We start from the raw sequence: 20,039 nt of genomic DNA on the forward strand, positions 1-20,039 counted from the left end.
CTGGTATGTATAACGCAAAATCAGCCATTCAGTTTATATAGTAATTCGTATACTTTTACGACTCCAGCAGATCGGGGCGACGAGTGCGGGTGCGTTCCATTGCCTGTTCGTAACGCCATTCATCAATCCTGGCTTCGTGGCCTGATAGCAAAATATCGGGGACTCGGTGCCCTTCAAACTCGGCCGGACGAGTATAGACTGGCGGTGCCAGCAGATTATCCTGAAACGAGTCGGTCAGGGCTGATGTTTCATCGTTCAACACACCGGGTAACAGGCGGATGATTGCATCCGACAACACACAGGCAGCCAGCTCGCCACCCGACAGTACATAATCGCCGATGCTGATTTCACGGGTCACGAACAGCTCTCTGGCCCGCTCATCAATACCTTTATAATGGCCGCAGAGTATAATCAGATTCTGCTTCAGCGAAAGCGTGTTGGTCGTCTTCTGGTTGAGCCGCTCACCGTCGGGGGTCATATAAATCACCTCGTCATAGATTCGTTCGGCCTGTAAAGCCCGTATGCAGCGTGCAATTGGCTCAATCTGTATCACCATACCCGCTCCTCCCCCAAACGCATAATCATCTACCCGACGGTGCTTGTCGAGCGTATAATCGCGCAGGTCATGCACCACCACTTCTACATAACCGCCTGCCTGCGCCCGTTGCAAAATCGAGTGAGCGAAGAAACTTTCCAGCAATTTGGGCAAGCAGGTAATAATATCAATCCTCATCCGTGTCGTCCTCGTCGCCGTTCGTTTCGGGTGTATCTTTCCCAGTCTCGTTCATATAGATGTCCAGCAAACCCTCGGGCAATACCACATTGAGCTTTTTGCTGGCGCGGTCTACCGTCCGAACGATGTCGCTATTGATTGGGATCAACACCTCTTTTCCCTGATAATCCATCGTAATCAGGTCCTGAGCGTTCATGGCATACACGCCCTGAACAATACCCAGTTCACCGGCACTGGCATCTACCACCTGATACCCTACGATTTCGTGAAAATAAAATCGGGTTTCGTCGGTTATCGGCTCCAGTTCACTCAAAGGCAGGTAAGCCCCACAGTTTATTAAGCGCTCGGCCTGTTCAATGGTATCTACATCTTCGAAAGCAACTATAGCGCGGCTACCCTTTACGATAGCAATCGATTCGATAAAATACGGAATCAGTTCCCCTTTCACTTCCAGCAATACCGATTCCAGATCGGCATACTCATCAGGCTGATCAACATCCAGAAAAAGGACCAATTCCCCATTAACGCCATGCGTTTTGGTGATATGGCCAACCTGGTAACAATCGTCTTTGGTCATAGGTAATGGCAGCCAGGAGCCGCTTTTAAAGCCAAAAGTACGGCTTTACAGCCGCGTTACTCATAAAAAGAGCCTGTTCATTGCTGAGCAGGCTCTTTCCTAACAGGATTTCTGGAAAAACTATTCCGCAGCGGGAGTTTCCTCTGCGGCTGGCGCATCGGCAACTGGTGCTTCTTCAGTTGTTTCAGCAGCTTCTGCTACAGGCTCTTCTACTTTGTTTTTCTTGGCAATTGCTTCAGCACGCGCTTCGTTTACCTTTTTCTCAGCTTCCAGACGAGCAGCACGAGCCTGTTCTTTAGTCTGAGCTTTGGTATCAGCAGCACCCGCTTTGCGGCTATCTTTATCACCTTGCCAGGTTGAGAATTTCTCATCAGCCTGCTCCTGTGAAATAGCGCCTTTGTTTACACCTACCTGCAGGTGTTTACGATACATAATGCCTTCGTGCGACAATACCGAACGGGCGGTATCGGTTGGTTGTGCACCGACCAGGAGCCAGTGAAGCGCCCGCTCTGATTTCAATACAACCGTCGACGGATCGGTGTTGGGATTGTATGTACCGATTTTTTCAATGAACCGACCATCGCGTGGGGAAGTTGACTCAGCCACTACGATGTCGTACATCGCTCTTTTCTTGCGTCCACGACGCGCTAAACGAATTTTAACAGCCATTTGTGCTTGTTTGGTTTTGATGGAGGACGCACCTCCCTGTAAAACGTGGCCGCAAAGGTACGAAAAAATCTAGTAATCACTTCGTTCTGTAGTTGAATTCGCACAAATTATCCGTCAATGTTTTTGAGGTTATTATGAAGTCTCTTCTCGCCAGGCTGACTACTTTTGCACGCCATACATTTATAGGTCACAACGAACTGGTACGAATCCGACAGTCCACGCTTATACTTTTTCAAACTCAATAGCTTATGATTATCAAACTTGCCGAAGGCGATTTAAAAACAAAGTTTGGCGAATTCCACGAAATTCTCTTTTACAACGGGCAGACTGAGTCGATTGCGCTTATTATGGGCGATGTGATGGGCGCTGAGAACGTATTATGCCGGGTGCATTCCTCCTGTCTTTTTGGCCATGCCTTCAACAGCATCGAATGCGATTGCCGGGAACAGATGGCGATTTCTCAGCAACTGATCCAGCAGGCAGGCTGCGGCATCGTTATCTGGCTGGCTCAGGAAGGAAAGGGCAATGGGCATTTTGCCCTATTGAAAAGTGTAGAACACAAACGGCTGGGACTCCCTCAGGCCGATGCGTACGAAGCAGTTGGTTTCAAAAAAGATGCCCGCGATTATACGCCAGCCGCCGAAATCCTGAAAGAGCTTAAGGTGCGATCAATTTGTATGCTGACCGATAATCCGAAGAAAGTGGATACACTCACGCAGCACGGTATTCAGGTAAGTGGCACAAAAGCAGTAGCCCTGCACTAGCCTTTCCATTCTCATCTATAAAACCCCATTCAACCCAGGCCTATAAGCCGGGTTCTGTCCTTCCTGATTGGAATGGCTTATCATTTATCTGGGATGCCAGTCACCCGACACCTCGTTCGACCTACCCGCATCGGTTTGGCCTTTCGGCCGCAGGCGACGAGCAGCCGCACATCCGATGCTTATTTGGTCTTTCAGCCCCTAAGGGTTACCGTGCCCCGTTGGTCACCCACCGGGCGGTAGGCTCTTACCCCACCGGTTCGCCCTTACCCAGGTTAATGATTGAATGATTGAATTTTGAATGATTGAATGAAAATAGTTGGCGCAAGCCTATTCAATCATTCAAAATTCAATCATTCAATCATTAACCTGGGCGGTATGTTTTCTGTTGCCCTGTCTGTCGAATGGCCGTTCCCAGCCATCCGCCTTCCCGTTAGGAAGTAGGGTGCTCTATGCTGCCCGGACTTTCCTCATCTGCTCGCGCAGACGCGATAAGCCAGCCTGGGTTGTTTGGGGCTACAAAGGTATGCTTTTTACCTGTTGTTTTCATTTTTGTTCCTTTTCTATCAGTACTATCGAGCAACAAAAACTCCCGGTTTCTGCAGTGAACTGCATATAACCGGGAGCTTGCTTATCCATTCAGGTTGTATTACTTCGGATTCTTTGTGGGTGCGCTGCCACTCACGGGTGGGTTGTAGGCGATTTCGTTATCCGGTACGTCCCAATAATCGAGGTAGCCGTAGGTGATGGTAGCCTTTGTACTCACAACGCCAGTCCGGCTAAGAGCAACGGCATTTTTGCGACCCGATTCCAGTAAACCCCAGCGCCGTGCATCGTAGAACGACAGGGCACGGAAGAGAAGGCCTACCCGACGCTCACGACGGAGTTCTTCTTTCGCAGCATCCAGTGTCAGGCCTGTACCGGCTACAGCCGCTAAACCTGCTCCCTGGTACTTCCGCACTTCGTCGATCAACGCCAAACCATCTTCGATTTTACCCGTATACATCAACGCTTCCGCTTTCATCAACTGATTCTCTTCATACGAGCTGGCCATGTATAACTCATAACCACCTGCATTGGTATTTGAATAGGTAATGACCGATGCACTCCCTTCTGAACCAGACGCCCCCCGGTTGACCAGGTTCCAGCGAGTGAAGAAAGCATTTCCCCGCGAAGTTTCTCCGATATATGCCGAACTGCGTTGTTGAAAGTTGTTCGACAAGCGAAGGTCGCCCGTTTTGAAATCCTGAATCAGGCGTTCCGAAATTTTGTATGTATTGTTCGCACCCGTCGTTTTGCCAGAAACCGTCCCGGTAGTTGGCGACAGGAAATCACCCGTTGCGTTCGAACGACCCGTGAAAACCAGATCAGCAGCCTGAATACCGCTGTTGGTCAGCGTCAGAATATCGGCCCACTGGGCTGCGGTCATATCCGCCACCCGTGTGTTTACCAGAATATTCCGCGCTTTCATGGTGTTGATGTTCCGTACCCACATGGCCGGGCTTAACACTCCCCCTTTACCTACGCGGTTGAAGTTTGGAATCAGACCCTGCATCGTAGCCGTGTAATCGGCACTGGCCGTCAAACCGCCCAGAATTTTAGCAGCCGCATCGAAGTTTTTGTTGGCCTCAGCAATGATTGCTTCTTTGGTTACGTAGTTGCCGTTCGTGCCGTTCAATACCTCGCCATTGGCCTTATCGTTGATAATACCTGCATAATAAATGGAACCGATGTGCGAATAAGCATAGCCTTTCCACCAGTACGCCCAGGCTTTCAGCACCCCTTTTTTGGTGTCGGCTTCACCCGTAAAAGTAACCCCGTCAATATTGGCCAGCAAGGTGTTGGCGGCATTGTTCAGGTTATACATATACGCCCACTCGTAATAGGTCGAGTTCTGGAAACCTGTCGAGTTCACGTTGGCCGTAATGCGAATGAAATCAATCTGCTTGCTTGGTGAGTTCGGATTGACCAGTACGGTACCATCGTCGAGCGTTACCTGGTTCGGGCAGCCAATCTGATTAATAAATACGTTGGCAATGTCCGTTCCAATCACGTCGCCCATCAGTTCGTGATTACCGATAGCACCCGACCAGAAGTAACCGGGCACCCCATCGTAATACTTTACATCTTTAAAACCCGTGATGTAAAAGCCTTCACCGAACGAGACCAGACCCGACTCGGTTTTCAGAGCTGGCGACGAAGGTTGGTTGGGGTTTTCGACCTGGAGCTGCTCTTTACAAGACGCCATGAACCCCGAAAAAACCAGCGTCAGTGCATATATTTTTAACTTATTCATAGTTCAAGTTTTTGAGTGGGTTACTTAAAATCCAATGTTCAACGTAGCCTGATACGACTTGAAGTTTGGCATCGTGCTATGGTCGGTCCCCCGGTCCCAGGCGGAGTTCGACGTACCCGAACTGATTTCTGGATCGAAGCCCGTGTATTTGGTCAGCGTCCAGAGGTTACGTCCGGCCAGTACAAGCTGGAGTCGTTTGGTTGCCGGGATTTTAAACAATTTGGCAAAATCGAGTCCGATCTGGATGTTCCGCAGACGCAGGAACGAAGCATCTTCGTAGAAGTAATCTTTGGTACCGTTTGCCGTGCGTTGCGCATACACACCCCGATAGAAGGCCGTCCAGGCACCCGTTTGGCCATCGATCGTGATCGGATTGGCGTACTCACTGTGGATACCATCGCGATACATCCATTCTTTAGTCTGGTTGTAGAGGTGGTTACCCGCTACCCAGTCGAACTGGAAGCCGAACGTCAGGAAATTCTTGTAGCTGAAGTCGTTGATGAACGACATGTTGAATTTCGGGTTCGGATCGCCAAAGCTGTACTTATCGGCCGTGAAGTAGGGTTGCTTCGTCGCTTTATTGACCACAATCCCATTGCTGGCAACCGTGTAGGCTTCCTGGTCGGCCTGTGGGATAAAGAAGTTACCGTTCGGATCTTTGGCATCCACGCTATGAATCAGTTTGTAACCATACAACTGACCGATTTTTTCGCCTGCTTTCAGTACATAGTTGGTGCTACCGGCATTTGAGGTCACAACAACCGGGGCATCGCCCCGAACCGAAATGATTTTTGAGCTTTGCTTACCGAAGTTGATGGTTGTATTCCATTTCAGGGCCGAGCCGTTGTAAACCGTTGAGTTCAACGAGAACTGAATACCATTCGAGCCTAGCGTGAAGGCATTATCGATCAACGTGCCCAGGCCGACCGACGGGGCTACGTCAACCGAATAAATAGCGTCTTTCGTCTGCCGATCCCAATAAGTAGCCGCCAGAGCAATGCCATTCAGCCAGCTTGACCCTTTAAATAAGCTGAATACCATGTCGGTTCCCACTTCGATTTCCTGCGACACCTCTACGCCCAGCGCTGGGTTACTTTGCCCATTGGCATAGTAAAACGCCGTTGTGTTACCGACTGTGGTTGGTGTGATGGTCACGTAGCGGTCAAATGGTTTGGGCTGAATACCTGCCTGGCCGTAAGCCGCCCGCAGTTTCAACTCTGGCAGGAAGCCGTTAACTGCACTATTTTGCCAGAAAGGCAGCGCTGACAGACGCACAAATGCATCGCCCCGAGGGAACGTAAAGGGCTTGGAACCCTGACCGAAGGCCGACGAGTAATCGCTTCGGAAACCACCCGAAATACCGGCGAAATCACCATACTCAAACCGCTGGTTGATCAGGTACCCGTAGGTGATGAACGGCTCCTGATAATCGCGGTATACCCGCCAGGAGGTAGTATTGGCGGCATTATAAGGCGCATACGCGGCTGGCAAACCGATGGCCGCACTGGTGTACTCCTTCACGGTGCTGTTCCGATAATCGAACAAAGCCTGGGTAATCGACTTAAGCGGGATGGATGAGCCAAAATCTTCTTTCAAGTCAAACACAGCCGTTGCCGTAGCCAGAAAGTTCTGGAACATTTTGCTGTTCGTATATTTCGTTAGATCACCCGTGTTGGCGGTGTTATAGTTCGAAATAAAGTTTTGTGAACCCTGCGTTACCCAGTATTTGACGTTCGCATTGTTCGACTGGTTCGCAAATTCCAGGTCGCGGTTTTGCGTCTGAAAATTGAGGCCATACTTGGCATCCAACTCAACGAATTTGGGAAACTTGAAATTCAGGTTGATATTCTGGATGATGTCGACCTTATTGTCATTGTTCCGGGTATAGGCCTGCCGATACGATGGGTTCGACGCATTGATACCGATGGTCTGGTTCATATTGAACGGAATGGAACCGTCGGTCGTAGTCAGCGAAAAATCGGCGAGTGGATACGCGTTCAGCATCCCGTACAAAATGGTCCGGTCGCTGGTTTTCAGCGTATTTTTGGTATAAGCCAACTGCGTGATCGAACGCAGGGTTAATCCTTTGGCCAACTGAGCACCAACGTTAGCCGTCAAGTTACTCCGATCGAAATACCCGTTGTTGATGATGTTACTTTCCTGATGGCTGTTCGATACCGACAGGCTAAAATCGGCTTTCTGGCTGCCGCCCGAAATGGCTATACTATTGTTGACTGTATTGGCAGGCTTGAAAAAGTACGCAAAATGGTCGTGGTATTGCAGGTTCGCGTTGTACGGCTTGCTGTTGGTTGCCGTGGGGTCAGTCGAATTGTATTGCACATTCTCGGAGTAGATACCGTTCGTAGCATCATACGTAATGGGTTTACCCGACGAGCCGATGATGTTGTTGCTGGCATCGGTAGCAAACGCATGATACATCGCTTTGCTTACGCCCCCTACGTTCAGATAGGTATTCTGAGCGATACTCGACGAAATGTCGATGTTCAACTGCCCGTTCTTACCCTTTTTGGTGAATAACTGAATAACTCCGTTAGCCCCCTGCGCCCCGTAAATGGTAGCAGCGGCAGCGCCCTGAACGACCTCAACACGCTCAATCGAGTTCAGATCAATGGTTTGCAGACTGGTAGCCCCCATCTGAATTCCGTCGATCAGAATCATGGGTGAAGTACCCCGGTTGATGGTATTGATACCACGCAGCAGGATGTTCACATCAGCACCGGGCGTACCACTCCGGCTGGTGATCTGAGCCCCAGCGATTTTACCAATCAACGCCTGGTCGATAGACGCTGAAGGAGCCTGTGGCAAATCTTTTGCCGATACCGACTCAACCGATATCGCCAGTTTCCGCTTATCGGTGGCGACCCCGGTTCCTGTTACAACGATTTCAGAAAGTTGCTTGGTGTCGCTGGACAATTTCACGTTTACGACCGTTGAGGCTCCTAATTCCACCTCTTTGGTCATCATGCCGATGAAGGAGAAGATTAATGTTCCTTTTGCAGGAACGGACAGCGAGTAGCCGCCGTCGCTGTCGGTTACTGTTCCGACGGTTGTTCCTTTCAGAACGACCGATACACCTGGCAAGGAAGTACCGTCATCGATCTGAGTAACTTTACCCGTAATTTTACGATCCTGCGCCCAGGTAACGACGCAAATTGAGCAAACGAAAAGCAAGCTCAGCAGTAACTTTTTTCCCATAAACAAGTACGATTAGTGTCAGTTAAGCAAGAAGCACTTCCACAAAAGTATATTTCACAGTATTCAGTTCAAAATTTCGTATTAAAAAAATTATACAAACTTTTATATCATTCAATAGACATTAAATCAAAATATAATTCTGTAATTTTTCCTATACTTAATATAAAAATTAGATTAAAAATTATTATTATTCAATTATTTATACACATAATTATATATTTATAATAGCCATCTGCGGTTACTAGAAATACTTTATTACAATAAAATAGCAGAAAAATTTAATTTTCAGCAATTAAAGCACCAGTAAAGCAAGAACGGTTTGTATAAGTATAATTACTCATACAAACCGTTCTTTATAGACCAAACCAAATAATAAATTGAATTTTAACAGTATTTTAACTTTAAATTTTATCAGTATATTTTTTCTCAAAACATAAAACTATAGTTCAACAAAAAATTAGTACTATATATCAATTTTTTAGACACTTACTGACACTCGTTTCTGACTCCAGCTATCTACGTATATATGGATAATCTAATTTGCCCGATACGTTCAGGTTCTTATAAAACAGTAAGGCCTTCCCTGTTGGCTAGTCAGAGAAGGCCTTATCAACCTATTGCTATAAGATTTACCATGGCAGAGTTAGCCGCATCAGCCACTACTGCAACCCATCAACTTTAATATCGATTCGGCCTCTGGCATTGACGACAGCCAACATCGCTGTAGGCGTCAGATAAACCTGATCGGGCTTGATCTCGTCGATATGGCCATTCATCACTACGCCTTTCGCCAACTGATTATTGGTAAGCTGTTGCTGCAGCAATTTCTGCATGTCGGTCAGTTGTGAGCCAACCGGAATGGTCAGTTGCTTTTCGAGTGTTCGGGCAAACGTGCCTTTTAACAACCAACTCGCCGACTGAGCCAGTATGTTTTTCGTATCCAGGTCGTACTGAAGATCTTTCAGCGAAATCGTCTGATCTTTGGGCTCGTAATAGGGCCGCCCCCGAAGGTAAATATCCCCGTTTATGGTTCCTTTCAGTCCGGCCTTAATAATCAGGTGTTCATTTTGCCCATACAAATCCATGCCCGTAATGGTAATATGGTAGCGATCATTACTGAATGAAAACGACTTTCCGACAAACTCTTCGGCGGCAATCCGGGCGACCTCCGGGTAGCTGGCTTCACTCAGGAGGCCAATCTGAAAATCATCCTTCACCTGCGATACCACAGTCAGATTGGGTAACGAAACCACCGGGCGTACATCCGGCCTGGCGCCGGTCGATGTTAATGTATAGCCTTCTATTCCGATGGTGGCCCGGATGAGCCGTCCTTCGAATCGCAGGGGTGTAATGAGTACACGCTTGGGCACCACCTGCAAATAAGTCCGGTACTTTTCGGAGAGCAGGTAAGGCTCCCGAAGCGTATTCCAGGCTTTCAGAACGGGAGTCCGCAAATCAACATTCCGCCGAATTTGCTGGTCGAGGGTTTTGGTAATGCTCCCCAGATTCTTATCGATAATCCGACCCACGATATTCGTTATAGGAATATTCACACCTATTACGCTCACGGTTGGTTTGCGAACCCAGCCGTAACCATCGGCCTGGGTCTGGGTGTGTACCGACCAGTCGGGATCAAGGTCAAATTTGGACTTGAATCGCAGGTCGATCTCAAACTCAGTTTCTTTGTATTGAATGAACCCTAAAACGGAAATGCCAGCTTTGACCCAGATTCGCAACGGAACTGTAAACTGAAACAGACTGTCCTGCGCCGATACCATAATAGTCCCCCGCTTCCAGACCTTGGTCATGAACTGATCGTTGTTGTTATCGCTCAGGCTATTATCCTCATAAATCAAGCCATTGACCTGTGTATTGATCTGCCTCTCTACATCGCTGAGCGCAATGGATACAGGGACATGAACCGTGGATAAAAATCGTTCATTACGGACTTCCATTTCGGTGGTGTTATAAGCTTCTTTGAGGGCTTTCGGATTAAGACGTTTTTGAGAAGTCTGGCAACTAAGGCTACTGAGCAGTAGCCCGATAATGACCAGACGGGTCATATACGTACCATACATAACGGATAGCAGATTTAGAAGCTAATTTACAGCAATTGGTTGCTTTTTATCGTTTATTCCTCGTTTATTGATACCCAATCTGGGCATTAGCCTATTTGTTCTTACCTAAAACCCAGCTCGCCAGAGCCGTTTGTTGATTATGACTCAGACTAGAAAAATCATTCTACCCGAAACGGACATTCCCGAAAATTGGTACAACATTGTGGCCGATATGCCCAACAAGCCACTTCCACCGCTTCATCCGGGCACACACGAGCCAATCGGCCCTGATATGCTGGCTCCACTCTTCCCGATGGAGTTGATCAAACAGGAAGTAACCACCGACACCTGGGTACCTATTCCCGAAGAAGTACGGGATGTGTATAAAATCTGGCGGCCTACGCCTTTGTTTCGGGCGTACGGTCTGGAAAAGCTGCTCGACACCCCCGCCAAGATTTACTACAAGTACGAAGGGGTAAGTCCGGCAGGCTCGCACAAGCCAAACACGGCCGTACCACAGGCGTATTACAACAAGCAGGCTGGGGTAAAACGCATTACAACCGAAACGGGTGCCGGTCAATGGGGGAGCGCCTTAAGTTTTGCCTGTCAGTTGTTTGGTATCGACTGTGAAGTGTACATGGTCCGCGCCAGTTACGACGGGAAGCCTTACCGCAAAATCATGATGAATACCTGGGGAGCTACCGTATACCCGTCTCCGTCGGAGCGGACAGCCGCCGGGCGGCAAATTTTGTCGCATGACCCGAATTCGCCGGGCAGTCTGGGCATTGCTATTTCGGAAGCTGTAGAACTGGCAATGCAGGATGAAAACACCAAGTATGCCCTCGGCTCGGTTCTGAACCACGTATTGATGCATCAGACGGTGATTGGTCTGGAAGCCATTAAGCAACTCGAAATGGCGGGCGACTTCCCGGATATTGTGGTGGCTCCGTTTGGTGGTGGATCAAACTTTGCCGGAGTTTCGTTCCCATTCCTTCGCTACAATCTGACCGAAGGCAAACAGATTCGCTGTATTGCGGCCGAACCGGCTTCCTGCCCCAAACTGACGCGGGGTGTGTTTCGGTATGATCTGGGCGATACCATCGGGATGACTCCGCTGATTCCCATGTATACCCTGGGGCACAACTTTATTCCGGCTCCCATTCACGCGGGTGGTTTACGGTATCATGGGGCTGGGGCCATTGTCAGCCAGTTATTGAAAGATGGGCTGATTGAGGCTCAAGCGTATAAGCAACTGGAATGCTTCGAAGCAGGCGTTCAATTCGCCCGGGCCGAAGGTATTATTCCGGCGCCCGAAGCAACTCATGCCATTGCGACGGTGATGCAGGAGGCCCGGAAAGCCAAAGAAGAAGGAAAAAGTAAAACCATTCTGTTCAACCTGTGCGGTCACGGCCATTTCGATATGAGTGCCTATGAACAATACCTGACCGGCAAGTTGGTGGAACACGAGGTAACGTCCGAAGAAATTCAGGCATCACTGGCCGAACTGGATACTCCACTTATTTCGTAAATTTTTCACCTCGTAGCTGCGTCCTCTTGTAAAACAGGGTGGGCGCAGCCACGAGGTAAATTCCCATATGGGCAACCTCGATTATCCATTATTGAACCTGTTTAAACTTTAAAAAATTGCTTCCTGATGGGTGTGCTTTGTCATCCCTCGTTCCTCGCATGACAAAAGCGTTATTGCGGCATAAGTTTAAACAGGTTCATTCATTTGATCGTAACCTTCGTAGCGCCGTAGCCAAACTTCTGTTTCTGAGCATCTTCAAAAAAACGGACGTTTGGATGCTTACCCAGGCGTTTGTGCAACTCGGTTCGTAAGGCCCCGCTGCCTACGCCATGAATAAAGGTAATCTCACTCATGCCACTCGCAATGGCATTTTCGAGAGCTTTATCGAAGGTTTCCAGTTGCAGTTTCAGCAAATCGGCGGGGGTGCGACTGCCCGTTCCTTTGGGTAGCAGGGCTTCAACATGTAAATCTACAACGGAAGTAGGGCGTTCGATCGAGACGCTGGTCTGCTCTGCTTTGGGCTTCAGCATTTCGGCTTTCAATTCATCAGGCCGAATGGTTTTGGGTTGTGGGGGCCGGTTACTGGCTGGTGGTGCGGGCTCGGCGGTATCGGCATCCAGTTGCGTCAGAAACCCCGGCTGATTCAGAATAGGTGCTTTTACCTTCTCTTTGAAGAGTGTAGCCGCACGCGCTTTGAAGCGTTTCATGAACGGTTGACGCAACGACGTTTTACCAGCCCGAAACCAGAGTCCCTGCACCACAAACGTAGGCCAGGCTTCGAACTGAGCGTGCACGTACAAATCGTTCATTTTCTGCTGGGACTTTGGCTTTAAAACCCCACTTTGCAAACCCCGAAACTGCACTCCTCCCCCAGCAGCCGCCGATTCTTCACCGATCAGGTACGGAAATTCCCAATCGGTATTGTTGATCAGATGCAGGGTGTATTCGCGATCGTTGACGGGAATAAAGGCCAGATAAATTCCCTGATTGGCCAGAATGGTGGGCGCTGTGGGCGCAATGGTTTTCTGGGGATCGTACGGATTCGCTTTCAGTAACCGTTCGGCCTCCAGGGGCGAAACCAGTACCAGTTCCGAACGCATAACCGGAATCCGAAAGCCATCTTCGATCTCTATTTCAATCATATCGCCGGGTAAAAACCGAGATACGACTCCTTGTTCTTTTGCCCGGAGCAACCGGACTTTATCGCCAATATTCATACGTTTCGTTCGTTGTCAGTCTTCCATTGATCGCCATCTGCCATGCCGATGCGATTGATCTTTGGGTTTCAAAAGTATAACACAGATCAACAGAAATTGCTCCTGAGAATCTTAATTACGACGAATATAGTTTGCTGCTGCGCTGAAACTAGGTGGGCAGGCTGTCTGCATTGCTATCCTCTTTCAATTGAACGCCTGTCAGTTGTGAGCGAAATGCTGACCGAATCAGATCCATGATTTTATCGACGGCCAAAACGGGCCTTAAACCCTGCTCCCGGATATTGGAGATGCAGTTTCGGCTTTCATCGGTCAGTCCCGGCCGAGGGGCATAGGTCATGTACGCGCCCATGCTGTCGAAAGCGCTTAGCCCCGGCCGTTCTCCAATAAGAATAACTGCCAGACGCGCATTGAGTAAACGGCCAATAACATCCATAATCGCCACGCGCCCCTGCTCGACCAGTACAATGGGAGCCAATGAATAACCCGCCTGCTTCGCTTTGTCGACCAATCCATGCACAACCAGCCCCGCGTTTTGCGTAATGGCCGTCGCCGAAAGGCCATCCGCTACGATAATACTCAAATCAACTGCCGGACGGTTAAGCTGCCGAAGTGTTTCGACCGAATGTTCGTCTACCAGTCGCCCCAGATCGGGACGCTGGAGGTACATATCCCGATGCATAGCCTGGCTCCGAACGCAATAAACCGGCAACCCGCACTGCGCCAGCTGCTTCTGCAAGTCGGACAAATCCAACGCCGAATACACCGCATCTTTGGCATGCGCATGCGCCAGTTTAAACTGTAGCGATTCGCGAAGCGGCACCGAAATACCTGTTCTTCCCAACGCAATTCGGGCATTGGTATAGGCTTTTAACGATTCCCACTCATCGGGCTCGACGCCTGCTTTTCTAACCTCGTTTACGTTCGTTGCGCTCATCCTACCCAGGCTGTGTAAAGCTGCTTTTGTATCGGGCTCGACAGCCGATTGCCCTGTTGGTCAATAATTCCCTGTCGCAGCAGCCAGTCCTCAAATTCAGGCGCTGGCCGAAGTCCCAGTACCCGACGTGCATACAGGGCATCATGAAACGAGGTTGACTGGTAGTTCAGCATAATATCATCGGCCCCTGGAATACCCATAATAAAATTAACCCCTGCTACACCCAGCAAGGTCAGCAGTGTATCCATATCATCCTGATCGGCTTGCGCATGATTGGTGTAACAAATATCCATGCCCATTGGTAAACCCATCAGCTTCGCACAAAAATGATCTTCCAGACCTGCCCGAATGATCTGTTTCCCATCGAAAAGATATTCGGGGCCAATAAACCCAACTACCGAATTGACCAGAAACGGCTGGTAGGCTCGGGCAACGGCATAAGCTCGTACTTCGCAGGTTTGCTGATCGACACCATGGTGCGCTCCCGACGACAAAGCGCTACCCTGTCCGGTTTCGAAATACATCAGATTGGTTCCGACCGTTCCCCGCTTCAGCGACAAACCGGCTTCGTAGGCTTCCTGAAGCAACGACAGATTGATCCCAAAGCTGGCGTTTGCCTTTTCGGTTCCGGCAATGGACTGAAAAACCAGATCGACTGGCACCTGCTGCTCTATTAACTGTAAGGTGGTGGTCACATGGCTAAGTACGCAGCTTTGGGTCGGTATGGCAAATCGTTCGCGCAGCTCTTCCAGCATACACAGCAGTCGGGAGGTAGCAGCCGGGCTATCAGTAGCCGGATTGATCCCGATCATGGCATCGCCACTGCCATACAACAACCCATCAATGATGCTGGCCGCTATACCCTTAGCATCGTCGGTAGGATGGTTGGGTTGCAGCCGAACAGCCATACGCCCACGTAGTCCCTGCGTATTCCGAAACCGGGTAACCACCTCACACTTTTGGGCCACCAGAATCAAATCCTGATTCCGCATGAGCTTGGATACAGCGGACACCATTTCGGGGGTTAGTCCCGAGGCAAGTTGATGTAAGGTACTTGTATCAGCCTCATCACTCAGCAACCAGTCGCGCAGGTCGCCTACCGTCAGATGGCTAATTGGGGCAAAAGCGGCTTTATCATGCGTATCTATAATCAGGCGAGTTACCTCATCGGTTTCGTACGGAATGACAGCTTCATTCAGAAATACCGCCAGCGGCACATCTGCCAGGGCAATCTGAGCAGCTACCCGCTCTTCGTAACTATCGGCTACCAGCCCTGCCAATGCATCACCTGAGCGCAATGGAGTTGCTTTTGCCAGTAGCTCGCGTAAGGTGTCGAACCGATATGTAAACCCTCCAATGGTATACGAATAGGCCATTACTTATTCCATCGTTATTCAATGGTCATTGATTATCATTCGATCGTCATTCGTAGTCTTTGATTTTTGAATGACCCTGAATGACCCGTTTTTTAAACTCGCCGGGAGGCTTTTAATCGATATAAGCCGGATGCATAAAACAAGCCCCCGACCAGCATCAGACCCACAAAAAACAGTAAACTTAATTCACTGTAAAAATAGACCATTGCGGCTAAAGCTATAACAGCCAGTAGCAGTGCCAATGCCGGAAAGAGAGGATAAAACGGCGCTTTAAAGGGTCGATTCATCATGGGCTGGCTCTGTCGTAATTTAAACAGCGCCAGCATGCTGATAATATAAACCACCACTGCCCCAATCGTCGACAAGACAACTAATTTGCTGGTATCCAACAGACACAACGCTATACTACCCAGCACAGCCCCCAATAGCAATGCCCAGTAGGGTACCTGGCGAGCCTTACTGACCCTGGCCAGTACACCGGGCAGATACCCACTACGAGCCAGCGCAAAAATCTGGCGGGAATAGCTGATAATAATGCCATGAAACGAAGCAATCAGGCCAAATAAACCGACGCTGGCAAACGCCTTCGTCAGTGGATTATCGCGTCCAACGACCAGGGCAATCGATTCAGGCAAAGGATAATCGAGATGATTGAGTTTCTCCCATTCGGCAATCCCCCCTACGCAAAACATGACGGCCAGCGCCAGAACGGTCAGGGTAAGCAATGCCGAAATGTAGCCTTTGGCAATGGCATTCTTTTCGTCGCGGACTTCCTCGGCCACCATAGCGATACCTTCCAGACACACGTAAAGCCAGATCGCGAACGGCAACGCGGCAAACACACCACTCCAGCCAAACGGCATTGGATTATGTAAAAACGTTGTCAGTTTAAAATCGGGTGCTACAACACCAATAAAGACAAGCAGCTCCACAATGGCGAGTAAGGTCATAATCAGTGAGAACCAGGCCGCTTCCTGAATACCCAGCAAATTGATGATCGTGAACAGGATATACGCACTAATCGATGCAGCCAGGACCGGAACAGCCGGATACAGGAAATGAATGTAACTGCCCAACGCTAAGGCAATAGCAGGGGTAGCAAACAGAAATTCGATCAGGGTAGCATAGCCTGCTATCAGCGCTCCCCAGGGGCCAAAGGCTTTTAACGCATACGCAAACGGCCCACCCGCATTCGGAATGGCGGTAGTCAGCTCGGTAAAGCTGAAAATGAACGTAAAATAAAGCGCCGTTATGAGCAATGTAGCGATCAGCAGGCCAACAGTTCCGGCTACGCCCCAGCCATAATTCCAGCCAAAATACTCACCCGAAATAACCAGGCCAACTCCGATAGCCCACAAATGAATTGGCTTTAATGCTTTTTTGAGTCCCTGTGATTCGTCGGTCATACGGAGTAAGATACAACCAACTTTCCGAAAAATTTAAAAATTTCGGAAAGTTTATTCATTACAGACGAATATTCTGATTTTTCCAATAATGGCAGCAATTTCGTTCTTATACTTTATTCGATCGTCCCATCAACGGATCACTAAAACCAGTTTTGCCCGTTTCTACCCGCCCGGCGTATCGCTGCTCAAAGTTGGCAAAACCAGCCACTTTCACACTAAAATCATACCAGTTATAACTGGATTTCAGGTTCAGAAGTACCGTTTGTGCAGCGCCTTTTGCGCCAGCTTTTTCCAGGATTTTGACTTGCTCCTTCGCCTGATAACTGTTATCCAAAACCTGAACCGTATGGCTTCGGCCAGCATCGGTGTTGGTGAGTTTTACTACGACATTGCCCGTAAACTGGTTTTTCGCATCCCGTTCATACATACAGGCCACAGCAATGGGTGGGTTTCCGGCTGCGGTTTTGAACTCCCGGTAAAACCCATTGGGCCCCTGAACGCACAGATGTAAGGGATCGTCGAGCGGCCAAGTATCGGTAAGGCTATCCCCAGCCGTCACGGTATAGGATCGAAAACGGGCATCGTTTGGCAGTACCTGACAGACCTGAAACGCTGTTCCCAGCGCCTTCTTCCCAAACACATCGTTTTTGGCCGCTACCATCAGCATAAAGCGATTATTGACCACCTGCCCATCTGCATACAGTTCGTAAGGCAAGGCACAGGAAGCACGAATTCCCTCCTCCTGACGCGGTAACAGGGGAGCCGTTTGCAGATTGTCATTGATCCGACTGATTTCGTCGGCGGTCAGTTGCTTATAATTACTGGGCAGGCCTTTGAACTGGGCTTTATGGATGCCTTCCAGAAATGATTGTTTGGCAACAAACGTGGGCAGCTTGATGGCTTCGCCATGATAAGGCCGAAACGCCGAGGTTAAATCCCCACAGATCGTACGTCGCCAGTCGCTGATGTTCGATTCCCGGATGGTCTTGTTCGTTTTGTGGCTCAGAAAATTCTCCAGAAACTGAAGTGTTGAGGTATGATCAAACACCTCTGAGCAAACGTATCCCCCCCGACTCCAAGGCGATGCGATCACCAGTGGCACCCGGAAACCCAGCCCAATAGGTCCGGTACGACCCCCATTTTTGCGTTTATTCTCCTGCTCCTGGGTCACAAATTCCAGCCTTGTATCGATGCCTTTACTGCTTAGTCCGGTTTCGGGCTTATCGGGGTGGGCCGGTACGAACGGCGGTACATGATCGAAATAACCATCGTTTTCGTCGTAAGCCAGGATAAAGATCGTTTTCTTCCAGACCTCCGGGTTTTGCGTCAAGATGTCCATCACTTCCGACAAAAACCAGGCCCCGTACCAGGGAGCGCCCGGATGATCGGAGAAGTTTTCGGGCGGCACCAGCCACGATACGGTTGGTAGCTTCCGGGTTTTGACATCCTCCCGAAACTGATGCAACACATCGCCCTTTGGCACCTGCATCGTTCGCTTTGTGTCGCCATCCTGATAGCTCAGCGTTTCTAACTTCCGATAATCTGGATCGTTCACATTACTGGTAAACGCTTTCTGACACAGCGCTTTTTCCCGGGGCGACAACTGAGCAAATTTTTCCGGCGCATACGTCACCAGATCAGCCTGTACTTCTTTTTGCCACTCCTGCTGCCGCTTTAACGCCCGAGCCGTTTCGGCATAGGCTTTATCCGTTTCAGAAAGGCTTTTCAGCTTCGTTTCCAGGGCTTTAATCCGGTCGGGCAGGGCTTTTTCTTCGCGTTGAAGAAACGGATAATACGTTGGGTGGAATCGGACATGATACTGCGAAAACCATTCGATGGGGTTATCGGTAAAGTTGCCCAGCCAGGCTTCCTCTTCACCCTGCAAACCCGTCGACAGGCTGATCTCGTTCTGATAGATTTTCCATGAAATGCCCGCATCTTCCAGTCGTTCGGGAAACGTCGTCCAGCTTACTTCGGCGTCGTAATCGACATTTTCGTTCCGTACATTCGCCATCGCCTTTGAATCCCGAGGGTCCCGGATGGTTCCTGTCCAGAAATAGAGCCGGTTCGGCGTTGTGCCCGTCAGAGACGAACAAAAGTTCTGATCGCATACCGTAAAGGCATCGGCTAGCGCATAATAAAATGGAATGTCGTTCCGGTCATAATAGCCCAGGGTAAGCGGCATATGGGCGTATTCTTTGTGACCCGATGGCTTGGCATCCAGCCACTTATCCATTTTGCCCCCATTGCGGGCATCGACCTGATTCTCCCAGGAGTGTGGCAGCGAGTGCATCCAAGTAGCTTTGGTATCTTTAATATTCAGCCGAAAGGGCGCGTAAGTTTCACCGGCCTTATTGGTCTGAAGCCAGATTTTATTTTTGTTCGGCAGCGTAAACGCCCTCGGGTCATTGAACCCCCGAACGCCCTGCAAGGAGCCATACGTATGATCGAACGAGCGATTTTCCTGCATCAGAATCACCACATGTTCGGCATCCAGATAGGTGGTACCCGGCTGTGGGTCAATGGCAAAAGCCCGCTGAATAGACTCAGGCAATCCGCCCGAAAAAACCGTTGACAGGAGAGCCGCTTTTTTAAGAAAATCGCGTCTGGAATCCATACGTTACTGTTGTTGATCGTGATTGGCTACCCTGAACAGGTAGCTCCGTAGAACATCCTCAAAAATACAACCCTGAGAGTGAAGTCAATTTTATCTTTTTTTTAATCATTTCGACTCCTCTACTGATTTATACGATATACTCTATAAAAAAGGCTATGTGGATTGTATTCGCCTTGTCAGCCGCTCTTTCGGCGGCCATCGTTGTTACCCTATCAAAAGCCGGTATCAAACACCTGGATTCAAGTCTGGCGTTTGCGATTCAGTCGGTACTGATTCTGATTGTGTCGTGGAGCGTGGTCATCTCGCAGGGTCTTCTGGCCGACATTCCCCGAATCGAACGACGCGTCTGGGTTTACCTGATCATTGCCGGGATTGTCACCTGCCTGTCGTCGTTGTTCTCGTTTCGGGCGTTGAAGCTAGGCCATGCATCCCAGGTATCGCCCATCACGAACTGCTCGCTGATCTTTTCGGTCATCCTGGCAATGGTCTTTCTAAAAGAAAAAGTCAACTGGCAGGTCATCGCCGGAGCCTTGCTCATGGGGGTTGGAGCCGTCATCATCGCTATCTCCCGCGACTGAATCAGGTAGCCATGCCGCATTAATTTAAACCGCAAGGACGCAAAGGCGCGAAGAATAATCTGCTAATCTTTGCG

At 49.4% G+C, this 20,039-nt stretch carries 14 protein-coding genes and 1 other RNA gene; 3 read left to right on the plus strand and 12 right to left on the minus strand.

The window, feature by feature from the left end; all coding sequences use genetic code 11:
- Window positions 1-55 precede the first annotated feature (55 nt).
- From trmD to B153_RS0122330, 3 genes are all read right to left on the minus strand, one after another.
- Window positions 56-733, minus strand: a complete 678-nt coding sequence (gene trmD, locus B153_RS0122320) for a tRNA (guanosine(37)-N1)-methyltransferase TrmD (protein ID WP_020598972.1) — start codon at window positions 731-733, stop codon at window positions 56-58.
- Window positions 723-1,310 (minus strand): ribosome maturation factor RimM, encoded by a 588-nt coding sequence (gene rimM, locus B153_RS0122325; protein ID WP_020598973.1) that lies wholly within the window; start codon window positions 1,308-1,310, stop codon window positions 723-725. Before rimM ends, trmD begins: the two co-directional genes overlap by 11 nt.
- 120 nt (window positions 1,311-1,430) lie before the next feature.
- Window positions 1,431-1,979 carry a 30S ribosomal protein S16 gene (locus tag B153_RS0122330; RefSeq protein ID WP_026262365.1) on the minus strand — a complete coding sequence of 183 codons (549 nt, stop codon included), beginning with the start codon at window positions 1,977-1,979 and terminating at the stop codon, window positions 1,431-1,433.
- Window positions 1,980-2,227: 248 nt separating this feature from the next.
- Here B153_RS0122330 and B153_RS0122335 point away from each other — a divergent pair, with 248 nt between their 5' ends.
- Window positions 2,228-2,743: a GTP cyclohydrolase II gene (locus B153_RS0122335; RefSeq protein WP_020598975.1), complete on the plus strand. Its 516-nt coding sequence runs from the start codon at window positions 2,228-2,230 to the stop codon at window positions 2,741-2,743.
- A 27-nt stretch (window positions 2,744-2,770) separates the two neighbouring features.
- Here B153_RS0122335 and rnpB read toward each other — a convergent pair.
- The 4 genes from rnpB to B153_RS0122350 all read right to left on the minus strand — a co-directional run bounded on the left by rnpB (window position 2,771) and on the right by B153_RS0122350 (window position 10,330).
- Window positions 2,771-3,248: RNase P RNA component class A (gene rnpB, locus B153_RS36845), an RNA gene on the minus strand.
- Window positions 3,249-3,389: 141 nt separating this feature from the next.
- Complete coding sequence (locus B153_RS0122340) at window positions 3,390-5,036, minus strand: RagB/SusD family nutrient uptake outer membrane protein (protein WP_020598976.1); 1,647 nt, start codon at window positions 5,034-5,036, stop codon at window positions 3,390-3,392.
- A gap of 24 nt (window positions 5,037-5,060) precedes the next feature.
- Window positions 5,061-8,252: a SusC/RagA family TonB-linked outer membrane protein gene (locus tag B153_RS0122345; protein ID WP_020598977.1), complete on the minus strand. Its 3,192-nt coding sequence runs from the start codon at window positions 8,250-8,252 to the stop codon at window positions 5,061-5,063.
- Window positions 8,253-8,911: 659 nt separating this feature from the next.
- Entirely contained in the window at window positions 8,912-10,330 is a 1,419-nt protein-coding gene (locus tag B153_RS0122350) for a DUF4403 family protein (RefSeq protein ID WP_020598978.1), read from the minus strand.
- Window positions 10,331-10,469: 139 nt separating this feature from the next.
- Here B153_RS0122350 and B153_RS0122355 point away from each other — a divergent pair, with 139 nt between their 5' ends.
- Window positions 10,470-11,837, plus strand: a complete 1,368-nt coding sequence (locus tag B153_RS0122355; RefSeq protein WP_020598979.1) for a TrpB-like pyridoxal phosphate-dependent enzyme — start codon at window positions 10,470-10,472, stop codon at window positions 11,835-11,837.
- A 200-nt stretch (window positions 11,838-12,037) separates the two neighbouring features.
- Here B153_RS0122355 and B153_RS0122360 read toward each other — a convergent pair whose 3' ends face one another.
- The 5 genes from B153_RS0122360 to B153_RS0122380 form a co-directional block, all read right to left on the minus strand.
- A complete protein-coding gene (locus B153_RS0122360; RefSeq protein WP_020598980.1) occupies window positions 12,038-13,054 on the minus strand; it encodes a Smr/MutS family protein in 1,017 nt (338 codons plus the stop codon).
- A gap of 148 nt (window positions 13,055-13,202) precedes the next feature.
- Window positions 13,203-13,988: an ethanolamine ammonia-lyase subunit EutC gene (eutC, locus tag B153_RS0122365; RefSeq protein ID WP_020598981.1), complete on the minus strand. Its 786-nt coding sequence runs from the start codon at window positions 13,986-13,988 to the stop codon at window positions 13,203-13,205.
- Window positions 13,985-15,364 carry an ethanolamine ammonia-lyase subunit EutB gene (locus tag B153_RS0122370; RefSeq protein ID WP_020598982.1) on the minus strand — a complete coding sequence of 460 codons (1,380 nt, stop codon included), beginning with the start codon at window positions 15,362-15,364 and terminating at the stop codon, window positions 13,985-13,987. Before B153_RS0122370 ends, eutC begins: the two co-directional genes overlap by 4 nt.
- Window positions 15,365-15,456: 92 nt before the next feature.
- Window positions 15,457-16,770, minus strand: coding sequence for an ethanolamine permease (gene eat, locus B153_RS0122375; protein WP_020598983.1), 1,314 nt, complete (start codon window positions 16,768-16,770; stop codon window positions 15,457-15,459).
- Between the two features lie 106 nt (window positions 16,771-16,876).
- Window positions 16,877-19,387, minus strand: a complete 2,511-nt coding sequence (locus tag B153_RS0122380; RefSeq protein ID WP_020598984.1) for a phosphocholine-specific phospholipase C — start codon at window positions 19,385-19,387, stop codon at window positions 16,877-16,879.
- A 155-nt stretch (window positions 19,388-19,542) separates the two neighbouring features.
- Here B153_RS0122380 and B153_RS0122385 point away from each other — a divergent pair, with 155 nt between their 5' ends.
- Window positions 19,543-19,965: an EamA family transporter gene (locus tag B153_RS0122385; protein ID WP_020598985.1), complete on the plus strand. Its 423-nt coding sequence runs from the start codon at window positions 19,543-19,545 to the stop codon at window positions 19,963-19,965.
- Window positions 19,966-20,039 lie beyond the last annotated feature (74 nt).

Source organism: Spirosoma panaciterrae DSM 21099 (genome assembly GCF_000374025.1).
GTDB lineage: Bacteria > Bacteroidota > Bacteroidia > Cytophagales > Spirosomataceae > Spirosoma > Spirosoma panaciterrae.